This is a genomic window from Paenibacillus macquariensis (genome assembly GCF_900156375.1).
Classification (GTDB): Bacteria; Bacillota; Bacilli; order Paenibacillales; family Paenibacillaceae; genus Paenibacillus_AQ; species Paenibacillus_AQ macquariensis.
The window spans coordinates 1-12,025 of record NZ_FTNK01000022.1; the positions used below are offsets into that span (position 1 = coordinate 1).

The 12,025-nt window shown below is 41.8% G+C and carries 12 protein-coding genes and 1 rRNA gene; all 13 read right to left on the bottom strand.

Annotated elements, in window-relative coordinates; translation table 11 throughout:
- Positions 1–124 (bottom strand): 16S ribosomal RNA (locus tag BW961_RS25175); the annotation flags it as partial.
- 627 nt (positions 125–751) lie between these two features.
- Positions 752–2,263, bottom strand: coding sequence for a lysine--tRNA ligase (gene lysS, locus BW961_RS25180; protein ID WP_068592268.1), 1,512 nt, complete (start codon positions 2,261–2,263; stop codon positions 752–754).
- 202 nt (positions 2,264–2,465) lie between these two features.
- Positions 2,466–2,945, bottom strand: coding sequence for a transcription elongation factor GreA (gene greA / locus BW961_RS25185; protein WP_068592269.1), 480 nt, complete (start codon positions 2,943–2,945; stop codon positions 2,466–2,468).
- Between the two features lie 190 nt (positions 2,946–3,135).
- Positions 3,136–4,158 (bottom strand): tRNA dihydrouridine synthase DusB, encoded by a 1,023-nt coding sequence (gene dusB / locus BW961_RS25190; RefSeq protein WP_068592271.1) that lies wholly within the window; start codon positions 4,156–4,158, stop codon positions 3,136–3,138.
- A gap of 155 nt (positions 4,159–4,313) precedes the next feature.
- The gene (locus tag BW961_RS25195) at positions 4,314–4,523 is read right to left on the bottom strand and encodes a helix-turn-helix domain-containing protein (RefSeq protein ID WP_068592273.1); all 210 of its coding nucleotides are present in this window, start codon (positions 4,521–4,523) and stop codon (positions 4,314–4,316) included.
- Positions 4,475–5,023, bottom strand: coding sequence for a 2-amino-4-hydroxy-6-hydroxymethyldihydropteridine diphosphokinase (folK, locus tag BW961_RS25200; protein WP_068592275.1), 549 nt, complete (start codon positions 5,021–5,023; stop codon positions 4,475–4,477). Before folK ends, BW961_RS25195 begins: the two co-directional genes overlap by 49 nt.
- A 9-nt stretch (positions 5,024–5,032) precedes the next feature.
- Entirely contained in the window at positions 5,033–5,395 is a 363-nt protein-coding gene (gene folB, locus BW961_RS25205; RefSeq protein WP_068592277.1) for a dihydroneopterin aldolase, read from the bottom strand.
- A gap of 40 nt (positions 5,396–5,435) precedes the next feature.
- Complete coding sequence (gene folP, locus BW961_RS25210; RefSeq protein WP_068592279.1) at positions 5,436–6,284, bottom strand: dihydropteroate synthase; 849 nt, start codon at positions 6,282–6,284, stop codon at positions 5,436–5,438.
- Positions 6,281–7,168, bottom strand: coding sequence for an aminotransferase class IV (locus tag BW961_RS25215; protein WP_068592281.1), 888 nt, complete (start codon positions 7,166–7,168; stop codon positions 6,281–6,283). Before BW961_RS25215 ends, folP begins: the two co-directional genes overlap by 4 nt.
- Complete coding sequence (pabA, locus tag BW961_RS25220) at positions 7,165–7,746, bottom strand: aminodeoxychorismate/anthranilate synthase component II (RefSeq protein WP_068592283.1); 582 nt, start codon at positions 7,744–7,746, stop codon at positions 7,165–7,167. Before pabA ends, BW961_RS25215 begins: the two co-directional genes overlap by 4 nt.
- A gap of 102 nt (positions 7,747–7,848) precedes the next feature.
- Complete coding sequence (locus BW961_RS25225; RefSeq protein WP_068592285.1) at positions 7,849–9,480, bottom strand: anthranilate synthase component I family protein; 1,632 nt, start codon at positions 9,478–9,480, stop codon at positions 7,849–7,851.
- A gap of 344 nt (positions 9,481–9,824) precedes the next feature.
- The gene (gene cysK / locus BW961_RS25230) at positions 9,825–10,763 is read right to left on the bottom strand and encodes a cysteine synthase A (protein WP_068592288.1); all 939 of its coding nucleotides are present in this window, start codon (positions 10,761–10,763) and stop codon (positions 9,825–9,827) included.
- A 392-nt stretch (positions 10,764–11,155) separates the two neighbouring features.
- The gene (locus BW961_RS25235; RefSeq protein ID WP_169810368.1) at positions 11,156–12,025 is read right to left on the bottom strand and encodes a peptidyl-prolyl cis-trans isomerase; all 870 of its coding nucleotides are present in this window, start codon (positions 12,023–12,025) and stop codon (positions 11,156–11,158) included.

Consider the following 12,025-nt stretch of genomic DNA (forward strand, 5'->3'; position numbering starts at 1 on the left):
TGTTACTCACCCGTCCGCCGCTAAGTTGTTTTGAAAGCAAGCTTTCAAAACAACTCCGCTCGACTTGCATGTATTAGGCATGCCGCCAGCGTTCGTCCTGAGCCAGGATCAAACTCTCCAAATTGGTATTTAGAAAGAGCGAAATGCTCATTTTGAAACAAACTGGCGAGAATTTTCATTCTCTATCAAATGATTTCTCATTTGTTTTGACCTCACTTTCGCGAAATCTACTCACTCGTTGTTCAGTTTTCAAAGACCAATTATTTCGTTTTGTCGTTACCAGTGTGTCTCGGTGACAACTTTCATATCATATCATGTCCGGTTCGTTTATGCAAGCTTTTTTTTCGATTTAAGTTTCATTCGATATTGGCTTGCCGATTCAACCAATGTGTTATTTGTTGGCCGGACTAATAATATATCACGGCATACAAAAGAATGCAAGTCTTTTTATGAATTAATTAAAATTGAAGCATTTCTATATAATATAGAACTAAAGTTTGTGCTCATAAGTTCAAGTATTTCTTAAGAGAACACTAAATACGGGCAGCTCAATATATAGCTACACATGGAGAAAGGACCACTTCAAACCTTAAGAATGGGTATGCGACTCTACAGAACTAATATGTAGCGTACCAAGTGATACTTATACTTTCTTATATTTATAAAAAGAAAACCGGCCAACCTTCCCAATGGAAAGTTAAGCCGGTACTTCACATACTATTTGTCTGCCGAACTCTTAGCACACTCGATCTTAGTTATCTTTTTGAGTACGCATATGAGGGAAGAGAAGAACATCACGGATAGACGCTGCGTTGGTCAACAACATCACCAAACGGTCAATACCAATTCCAAGTCCACCTGTTGGAGGCATACCATACTCAAGTGCACGGATGAAGTCATCATCCATTTCATGAGCTTCGTCATTACCTTGCTCACGCTCCGTCATTTGAGCTTCAAACCGCTGACGTTGATCAATCGGATCATTTAACTCCGTAAATGCATTGGCATGCTCTCTTGCAACCACAAATAATTCAAAACGATCCGTGAAACGCGGATCTTCTTCATTACGTTTAGCAAGTGGTGATATTTCCACCGGATGACCTGTAATAAATGTTGGTTGAATCAATGTCTCTTCGACGAATTGTTCAAAGAAAGCATTTAGGATATGACCAAACTTATTATGCGCTTCTACAGGTACTTTGTGTTCTTTTGCCAGATTACGTGCTTCTTCATCTGTCATATGAACGCTAAAGTCTACACCCGTTACTTCTTTAACTGCATCCACCATAGACACTCGACGCCATGATGGCGTTAAATCGACTTCTACACCTTGATAATCAATAACTGTTGTACCCAATACTTCTTGAGCAATATGGGCAACCATTGTCTCTGTTAAATTCATGATATCTTTATAATCCGCGTACGCCTCGTACAACTCGATCATAGTGAATTCAGGGTTGTGACGAGTCGAAATACCTTCATTACGGTATACACGTCCGATTTCATATACTTTTTCAAATCCACCAACGATAAGGCGTTTCAAATGAAGTTCAATCGCGATACGCATATATAGATCCATATCAAGCGCGTTGTGATGTGTTGTAAATGGTTTTGCAGCTGCACCACCAGCAATCGTGTGTAACGTCGGTGTCTCCACTTCCAAATAACCAAGTGAATCTAAATAACGACGCATCGATTGAATAATTTTAGAGCGTAAAATGAATGTCTGTTGTACTTCTGGGTTAATCATCAAATCAACATAACGTTGACGATAACGAAGCTCCACATCTTTAAGACCATGGTATTTATCAGGCAATGGATATAGTGACTTCGAGAGGATCTCCACATCATCTACTTTGATTGAAGTTTCTCCAGTCTTTGTTTTGAACATTTGTCCAGTTACACCGATAATGTCCCCAAGATCAAATAAACGGAACGCACTGAATTTTACTTCAGGTATAGAATCTTGACGAACGTATATTTGGATTTTTCCACTAAGATCTTGAATCTGAGCGAAAATAGCTTTACCCATTCCACGTTTAGCCATGATCCGGCCCGCAATACTAACTTGAACTGCCTTTTCTTCTAATTCTTCATTGGTAAATGAATCATATTCAGCTACCAACTCACCTGCATTGTGTGTTCTGTTATATTTTTTACCAAATGGATCTAAACCCATTCCACGTAGCTCGTCCAATTTGTTATGACGAATCTGTAGCAATTCACTAAGTTCGTTCTCCTGATTCACGATCTCTTCCGACATCTAACTCCATCTCCTTCGTATCCCTTACGATTTAGCCATTGTTATGACTGTTCTAAATCCTTGTTTATCATCCATAGGTCCTGTTTCATCCAATTAGAAAAAACTTTGAATCCCATAATGGACGAGGTAACGACATTTTTTACTATTCATATATCTTAAAAAAGGCTTCCCATGGGAAGCCTTTTAAAACAATCCTCACTCATTATACCTTGCGGATGTCGATAATCTTATATTGAACAACACCAGCTGGAACATTGACATCAACAATGGCCCCTCTTTGTTTACCAAGAATAGCTTTACCAACTGGACTTTCGTTCGAGATTTTGTTGTTTAGTGGATCAGACTCGGCTGTACCTACAATGAGGTATTCCATCTTGTCACCAAACTCCACATCTTCAACAGTTACCGTAACACCAACACCTACAGAATCCGTATTAACATCATCGTTGTTAATGATACGAGCATTACGCAGTAATTTCTCAAGCGTAATTACGCGTCCTTCAATAAAGGCTTGTTCATTCTTCGCATCTTCATATTCCGAGTTCTCACTGATATCGCCATAACCAATCGCTACCTTGATCCGTTCAGCGATTTCACGGCGCTTCACAGATTTGAGTTGCTCTAGCTCATCCTCTAACTTCTTAAGACCTTCTTGTGTAAGAATGACTTCTTTATCGCTCATTAACCGATTCTCCTGTCATGTGAATATTTTAAATGATTACCTATACTTATGAAAACCACTATATGCAAATCTTGAGGAATCAGAACATTCCTCTGCTGCTGAGATTAACAATTGAGTCGAATTTATACTGCAAAAGTATATGGTAACCATTTCAAAATGTCAATGCAGTTCCCTCGTAACCTGTTTAAGATTATTGCATAGCTGCGAAGACCGCCGATAAATCGCCATTAGTCTCGCCTTCTTGATCCAATCCTCCGACGAAATCTTCTAGCATTTTCACCATTTCATCACGTTTAGTTTCTTCCATGATAAGGTCTTTGATCCGAGCCGAACCTTTCAGACCCTTCAAATACCAAGCTAAGTGTTTACGCATTTCACGAACCGCGATATGCTCACCTCTCATAGCTATTAAGCGGTCCATGTGAATAACAGCGATTTTGATTTTCTCTCCAGCTGCCGGTTCTGCCACAAGCTCACCTGTCTGCAAATACTGAATCGTGCGATATAACATCCAAGGGTTCCCTAGTGCTCCGCGACCAATCATAACGCCATCGCATCCAGTCTGATCTAGCATACGACGGGCGTCTTCAGGCGTAACAACATCACCATTACCTATCACTGGAATGCCTACAGATTGTTTCACATCTCTAATGATGTCCCAGTTGGCGTGTCCCGTATAGTGTTGTTCTCTTGTTCTGCCATGAATACTAACTCCCTTACCACCTGCGCGTTCGATTGCTTGAGCATTCTCTACAGCATAGATATGCTCGCTATCCCAACCTGTACGCATCTTCACCGTAACCGGTTTATCAACCGCATCCACAACAGCAGATACCATCTCATATATTTTTTTCGGATCCAAAAGCCAACGAGCTCCTGCGTCAATCTTAGTTACTTTTGGAGCAGGGCACCCCATATTAATGTCAATAATATCAGCGTTGGTTTCTTTATCTACGACTTTTGCTGCTTCTACCAGCGATTCACGGTCTCCCCCAAAAATCTGCAAACTTAGCGGCTTCTCCCGTTCGTCAACAAACAACATATCCTGGGTACGTTTATTACCATGGACAATGGCCTTGCCACTAACCATTTCCGCGCATACGAGTCCCGCGCCAAAATCTTTGGCGATCAAGCGGAATGCTGGATTACATACACCCGCCATGGGGGCAAGCACGACTTGGTTCTTCATTTCAATATCGCCAATCTTTAGCATGTAATGAACCCCCAAGTTTTTATTGTGTTACTTCTTAGATTCACTTCGATAATAACTGCATCGGAAGCGTAATCCTAAGTTTTTTTGTGTAACTTCTTGAACAAAATTCGATATAAACTCACATCGAAGGGATAATCCTAGGTTCTATTGACTTACTATGACGAAATATTCATCAGTTCATGAATCGAGATATCCAAAACCTCTGAAATTTTATTTAAAATTTGATCATCCACATAACGATTACCCCGTTCAATTTCTCCTAATATGGCAAGAGATATCCCCATCTTAGAAGCTAATTGTTGCTGCGTGTAACCTTTTAGTTTTCTGAAAGCACGGATTCGGGCTGCCAGTTGTAAGTTCTCCATAGTTGTATCCCTTCCTTTCCATCCAGTCTCTCAAGTGCTGCCTTAACTACGCTATGCAAACCAGAGGTTTCTTCAGAAGGTAAAATGTCATGTAATGGAACAAGAACAAAGGCCCGTTCTTCCATCCGAGGATGGGGCAAGATGAGGTCGGGTGTATCTTCAACCAGTCCCTCCATCCATAGTAGATCCAAGTCTACCGTACGTGGTCCCCAATGTGTGTGTCGAACACGACCAAGTTCTCGTTCAATCTCTTGCATGACTTTTAGAAGAGCATGAGGATTTAGATCGGTATTTACGGCAACCACCATATTGAGAAAATGAGGCTGATCTAAATATCCTACAGGCTCAGTCTCATAAAGATTTGAGCCCCGGAGGACGGTAATTTGTTGATGCGTATGAAGACGATTTACGGCTTCCATTAAGGTTCCTTCGCGATCCCCTAAATTAGCCCCTAAAGCAATATAAGCCTCTGATAACTCAGAGGTGGAATGTGACTTCATGATGGATTCTCACTTTCTTGTTCTGGACAGCTCCACCGTAACACCTTGAAAATGAATGTCAAACGGAGGATGCGGTTTGGTCACTTTGACCGTTAATGCATTGATTCTAGTATAAGTGTCTAATAACGAGGATGCAATGGCTTCTCCTAAAGCTTCGATTAATTGGAAAGATTTGTTCTCGACGATTTCCTTTACTTGAAAATGAATATCAGCATAATTAATGGTTTTCGTTAAATCATCCTGTTCTCCCGCTTCGCGAAGATCCATGTCTAGCTCCAAATCAATATAGTAACGTTGTCCAAGTCTTCTCTCTTCTTCGAAGACCCCATGATATCCGTAATACTCCATGCGGTGCATAACCATTTTATCCATTTTCACAGCCACTCCTCTATATGTTCTATCTATGACTAGATTATTCCCTTTTGGATCCATACAACATCGCATCGCACATTTGGACCGTTCGTTTTATAGAAGATACATCGTGTACCCTTACGATTTGACAACCTTGTGCAATGCCGAAGGCTACTGTTGCCGCTGTCCCTTCAATGACATCATCTACAGGTAGATCGAGCGCTGTTCGGATAAATTTCTTCCGAGATGTAGCGAGCAGTATTGGGTATCCTAGTTGCGCCAATTCATCAAGTTCAACCATAACACGCATGTTCTCGACATAATCTTTTGCAAAACCAATCCCAGGATCGAGAATGATGTTATCCCCATTCACACCCGCTTGAAGTGCTAGCGTGATGCTTTCTTTCAAATCATGAATCATATCTGGGATCAGGTTGTTATAATTTCGATCATGGCGGTTGTGCATCAGAATAATAGGAACGGAAAGTTCCGCTGCCGTAGTTAACATCTGAGGGTCGCCTATACCTCTCCAAATATCATTTATGATATGAGCACCTGCATGAACGGCTTGCCGGGCTACTTCTGCTTTATACGTATCTACAGAAATAGGGATATGTGGAGCTGCGCGATGTATAGCCTCAATAACAGGAATAACTCGTGCCAGCTCCTCTTCTAACCCAACCTCAACCGATCCAGGTCGAGTGGACTCCCCACCTATATCAATTAGGTCAGCCCCATCTTCCATCATCTGAAGTGCATGTTGAACAGCACGTTCCGTATTCGTATATTGTCCACCGTCAGAAAAAGAATCCGGTGTAACATTTAATATCCCCATAATAAGGGTGGATTGGCCCAATCTTAATTCCGTTTCCCCGCAAGCGTAAGTCCGTTCATAGATCATTGTCTTCATTTGGTAATGCCTGCTTTCTCTCGATATAATTGTAGAAGTCTAGTTGTTGTAGGCCCAGCAGTGCCATTACCTATCACGATATGGGAGCCGTCTTCCAACAGAAGTGTAGTCACAGGTACCAGCTCCTGAATAGAGCTAGTCATCCATATTTCTTCGGCATTCGCCAAATCGTCCCATGTATACCAACCCTCTTCACATCGTAGACCAATGTCCAAGGACAGCTCCATCACAAGTTCTCTAGTGATTCCCGGTAATATGCCAGTATCCAAATGGGGCGTGTACAGAGAACCTTGTCGAACAAAAAACAAGTTACTGACGATCCCCTCCGCCACGAAACCTTGTCCATTCAACATGATACCTTCCGATGAATATCGTGTTGTCGCAGAATAGGTCATCAGCTCCCGCTTCGCTAATATATTATTCATATAGTGCAACGATTTAAAGCGGATTGGCCCCTCTGGTGTATTCCGACGGGTATGCAGTCTTTGTAGACCTTTTCCATCGTGATAAAGTTCAGAAGGCATCTTAGGGAGCTCCTTAACGATAAGGAAGTGATTAGGGCTATGGTAATCCTCTGTAGGCAATCCCAGTACATCCTCACCCGCACTAACTGTATATCGGATATACGCCTCTTCCAAGTTATTGGCTTTCATAACCCTAGCAATCCATGCAGATGTAGCTTCTACATCAATTTCATAAGGAATACCTAGATAACGGCAATCTTCAGAGAGCCTCTTTAGGTGCTTATCTAACAGAAATGGTACTCCATTATAAGTACGAAACGTCTCGAATAGTCCCATCCCATAAAGAAATCCGTGATCCATCACAGACACCTTTGCGTCTAAAGCATCTACAATATCGTAATTAATTCCTATAAAGGTCATGCTTTCTTTACTTGAGACTGCTGAAGAAAGTTACGGAGCATGTGATGACCGTGGTCGGTAATGATGGATTCAGGATGGAATTGTACACCCTCAATTGGGTATTCCTTGTGGCGTAGACCCATAATCTCGCCTTCTTCCGTCTCAGCTGTGATCTCCAGACAATCAGGCAAGCTTTCCCGCTCTACCAACAACGAATGGTATCTTGTAGCTGTAAAAGGTGACGGTAGTCCTTCGAATACAGAGGTACCCTGGTGATGCATCGGTGAAGTCTTACCATGCATTAACCGCTCTGCACGAATAACCTTCCCTCCAAAAGCTTGGCCAATCGCTTGATGACCCAAACATACGCCGAAGATTGGAATGATTCCCTTGAATTCCTGAATCACTTCAAGACTAATACCTGCTTCGTTAGGTGTACAAGGCCCTGGCGAGATCAAGATATGATCTGGTGCAAGTTTCTTAATACCATCGATATCAATCTCATCATTGCGATATACTTTTACCTCCTGACCTAATTCACCCAAGTACTGAACCAAATTGTAAGTAAAAGAATCATAGTTATCGAGCACTAATATCATGTGTATATCCCCCTTGTTCGCCGCTATATAAATTGAGCTTACGAGTAAATGCTTAACACGCTATCCAAAAGTAACATGTAGACAATATACTAATCGCTCAATCTATCTACTTACGGCTGTTTCCTCTTCACTACATAACACTGCCTTAATCATTGCTTTAGCTTTATTATGGCACTCACGGTATTCACGATAAGGATCAGAGTCCACCACAATACCTGCTCCAGCTTGGATGTATCCTTTTCCGTCTTGTACGACTAATGTTCTAATAATAATATTTAATTCCATATTACCATTATAGTCAATCCACCCCATAGATCCGGTATATGGTCCACGACGAACTGGCTCAAGTTCCTCTATAATTTCCATCGTTCGAATCTTAGGTGCACCTGTTATTGTTCCCCCCGGGAAAAGAGCTGCGATGACCTCATAAACATCTTTCCCAGATGCCAAGCTACCCTCTATTTGAGAGACGAGGTGCATCACATGCGAATAGTATTCGATCGTCATGAGCTCAGGAACATGCACTGAACCGTAAGCCGCTATACGACCAATATCGTTTCGTTCTAGATCAACTAGCATGATATGCTCTGCGCGTTCTTTTTCATTCATATATAGCTCTTCTGCCATTACAGCGTCTTCTTCAGTTGTGATCCCTCTCCGTCTTGTACCCGCAATAGGACGAGCGCTCACCTTGTCCCCATGTACCTTCACTAACAATTCCGGCGAACCACTAACGAGGGAGAACCCTGGTGATCTAAGCAAACCCATATATGGCGAAGGATTCAATAAGCGAAGCCATTCATAAATTTGTTCTGGAGATGAGTGTAATTCTTTCTCCTGTCGAAGCGACAGATTAACTTGAAAGACGTCTCCTTGACGAATATATTCCTGAATACGCACCACAGCTTTCTCAAAAGACTCTTGGGAAAAGTGGGCTGTCATTCCTGGCCATGTCTCATTTGGGGAGTTACTCCCTTGCGGAATCCGTTCTTGTTCCTCCAACTTGTCCAATTGGTTCAAGCGATGATTCTTCTCTGCCTCCCCAACTGGAACGCCATCCGGTCCAACCTCGCTAAAAGAAGCCCATAACGTCATCATGCCAACAGCTCTATCTTGTGCTTCCTTAAACAATGCTTCCAACGTGAAGTCGATACCACCATTCAAAGGTAACGTCCCCTCCGCTAACGATGGATCTACGTTATTTAAAGGCATATGAACTGCACAGTAAACAACCTGATCCTTATTATCATAAATCCATATCTCTTCCATTCTCATCCACATATAATCAGGGAATGCCGGCTCATCTTCTGCCCATGAAGGAAGCCTCTCTAAAGAACGAACAACATCATACCCCATAAATCCAACGCATCCCCCTAGAAAAGGAGGATAGTCCTCTTTATCCATTTGAGGAGTGCGATAAGGAGCCATCCATTGCTCCAATACCTCTAGAGGAGCCCCCTTCACAATTTCCGTCTCACCCGTTCGAGGATTGCGTAAGCTCGCTTCATTTCCTTTTCCCGATATAACAGAAGTAGGATTAAGCCCCAGATACGTATAACGACCGCTCTTACCACTTTCCAATACTACGGCATAAGGCGATGATGCTTCCCACGCACGTGTCCATGCTAGCGGTAAACCCTTTCCCTCCATCCGCACAAGATAAGGCAGTACGCTCCACCCATTAGTCGCCCACTGTTCCCATTGCGCAAGTGAAGTTAACACATTTGTTGTCATGTTGTTACCTCCTGAAAGTTTTGAGCATTACTACATGATATGCTTCGTAAAAACTCACTTCGAAAGCATATACTTAGTCTTTTTATAGCATCACTTCATGATTATCTTCGTAAAAAGACTTGCTTCGGAAGGATATCTTCGTAAAAACTCACTTCAAAAGCTATATCATATGAATAAAGCATTACCTCATACTTCACTTCATAAAAGGATTCTTAAACTGCTTGTCAGTATACTTTAGTTATAGCTATTTTGAAAAGACCCGATGCATTACATTATATAAAGACCCCTATTGCCAATATCAATGGCAATAGGGGTCTGGCTCATAAATATATTAATAATAGATATTAGCCTTCGAAATTGTATAATGGCGTGCTAAGGTAACGTTCTCCGTTACTAGGGATAATAACGACTACACGTTTGCCTTTACCCAATTGTTTAGCTACTTTAAGCGCAGCAGATACTGCAGCACCTGAAGAAATACCCGATAGAATACCTTCTTCTGTTGCAACACGACGCGCAACTTCGAAAGCTTCCTCATTCTCTACGTGAATGATTTCATCGTATATATCTTGATTCAGAATTTCAGGAATAAAGTTAGCTCCTAATCCTTGGATCTTATGAGGACCTGGTTTACCACCTGCCAAGATTGGTGAAGCAGCAGGTTCTACAGCATAAATCTTAATGTTCGGATATTGTTTCTTCAATACTTCACCAGCACCAGAGATCGTTCCGCCTGTACCAATTCCAGCTACGAAGGCATCTAGCGTACCGCCAATAGAGTCGATCGCCTCTACAATTTCTGGACCTGTCGTTTCACGGTGAATCTTCACATTGGCTTGGTTCTTAAATTGTTCTGCCTTGAAGTAGTCAGGGTTTTCTTTTACAATAGATTCCATCTTTGTAACAGCTCCATTCATACCTTCCGATCCTGGAGTCAGAACAAGTTCAGCACCATAAGCACGCAATAAGTTACGACGCTCTAAACTCATCGTCTCAGGCATAACAATAATAGCTTTGTAACCTTTAGCAGCTGCTACCATCGCTAAGCCAATTCCTGTGTTACCACTCGTTGCTTCAACAATCGTTCCGCCCGGTTTAAGACTACCATCTTTCTCTGCTTCTTCTACAATGCTTATTGCGATACGGTCTTTAACACTTGAACCTGGATTCTGGTACTCCAATTTAAGGTAGATCTCTGCGCTATCTTCAGATGCTAAGCGGTTCAAACGGACAAGCGGCGTTCCTCCAATTAACTCAGTTACATTATTAACGACCTTTGCCATGATTAAAGCCCTCCCTAGGATAATGGTTATATAATATGAGCATTTCTAGAGTCATTTCATCTAGTTGTATGATAAGGAAACAAACTTTCGACAGTTTAAAAAGTGTCTATGCTCCCTGATATATCCGAGTATTTCAGTTGGTTTTTGTATCTTCATATTATCAAACCTCGACGCACCTTGTCAACAGAGCTCATACAAAAAAAGGATACTTTGATAACAGCAGCCATTTGCTGTTCATCAAAGCATCCCGATACATTGATAACAGCCCCCATTTGCTGTTCACAACTAACATCCACTGTTCATCAATGTATCCCGCTACATCTCACTAGACTTGCATCACCATATCTCATGTATATTCAACATGGGTGCCCAAAAGTATTTATTCAAAAGAATTATAGCCCATTAAAAGCGACTATTCTAACTTCGTATTTGTCCCTAAGAAGCTTCTCTAACTCAGTAAGTGGCATTGCTTCATTAAGCGCAAGGCGTTTACGAATAGATTCGCGAATATGTTGTGTATCTTCTTGTTCTTCTATGATGATATCCATTAATTGGATAACAACATAATCCTTATCCCACTGAAAAGGTCCAGAGATATCATTAATTTGGAGCAAAGCCACCGCGTCTAGCATTTCCTTGGGTAAGAATGGATCATCCGACTCGACCGGGGCAATCTTTCCCTCTTGGTCACGACTACTTACGTCTATTGAATGTTCCTTAACCATTTCCGTGAAGTTAGCACCCTTTTCGAGTTGATCTAGTACATCCTCAGCTTCCCCTTGACTAGCTACTTTAATGACCGAGAGTTGAAACTGTTTACGTGCCTCGAATTGATCTTCATTCTCCTCACGATAATTGTCAATGTCCTCATCCGAAATGTGAATATCTGCTGTCGCAATTTGTTCCAGAGTTAATCTGTAGCTCATCTCTTCCGCAACATCTTCAGGTGAAAGACCCAATTGTGTCTCCATCTCATCATAGTACGACTTTACCGAGTCATAACCCATCATATCCTTCTTTAATTGTCTATTGACTTCATCAGAAGTGATATGAATATCCCGTACATTAGCTTCCTCAAATACCGCTTTGCGGTTCAACATATGAAGTAATACTTCCTGACCATACTTACGCTTTAGCTCCTGCTCCCATTCACTATTGGAAATCGGTTCTTTTTTGAAGTAAGCTACCGACAACTCCCCATCTGGAAGCTTGGATTCCTCATCTACTGGTCCTAGACCACGAAACATAATCAAGCAACCCAT

Bases quoted from the DNA above. Each gene is read 5' to 3' on its own strand.
- folP (WP_068592279.1), bottom strand. From the start codon at position 6,284: ATGAAGACAATGATCTATGAACGGACTTACGCTTGCGGGGAAACGGAA.
- pabA (WP_068592283.1), bottom strand. From the start codon at position 7,746: ATGATATTAGTGCTCGATAACTATGATTCTTTTACTTACAATTTGGTT.
- BW961_RS25215 (WP_068592281.1), bottom strand. From the start codon at position 7,168: ATGACCTTTATAGGAATTAATTACGATATTGTAGATGCTTTAGACGCA.
- cysK (WP_068592288.1), bottom strand. From the start codon at position 10,763: ATGGCAAAGGTCGTTAATAATGTAACTGAGTTAATTGGAGGAACGCCG.
- BW961_RS25225 (WP_068592285.1), bottom strand. From the start codon at position 9,480: ATGACAACAAATGTGTTAACTTCACTTGCGCAATGGGAACAGTGGGCG.
- dusB (WP_068592271.1), bottom strand. From the start codon at position 4,158: ATGCTAAAGATTGGCGATATTGAAATGAAGAACCAAGTCGTGCTTGCC.
- folK (WP_068592275.1), bottom strand. From the start codon at position 5,023: ATGAAGTCACATTCCACCTCTGAGTTATCAGAGGCTTATATTGCTTTA.
- BW961_RS25235 (WP_169810368.1), bottom strand. From the start codon at position 12,025: ATGGGTTGCTTGATTATGTTTCGTGGTCTAGGACCAGTAGATGAGGAA.
- greA (WP_068592269.1), bottom strand. From the start codon at position 2,945: ATGAGCGATAAAGAAGTCATTCTTACACAAGAAGGTCTTAAGAAGTTA.
- folB (WP_068592277.1), bottom strand. From the start codon at position 5,395: ATGGATAAAATGGTTATGCACCGCATGGAGTATTACGGATATCATGGG.
- lysS (WP_068592268.1), bottom strand. From the start codon at position 2,263: ATGTCGGAAGAGATCGTGAATCAGGAGAACGAACTTAGTGAATTGCTA.
- BW961_RS25195 (WP_068592273.1), bottom strand. From the start codon at position 4,523: ATGGAGAACTTACAACTGGCAGCCCGAATCCGTGCTTTCAGAAAACTA.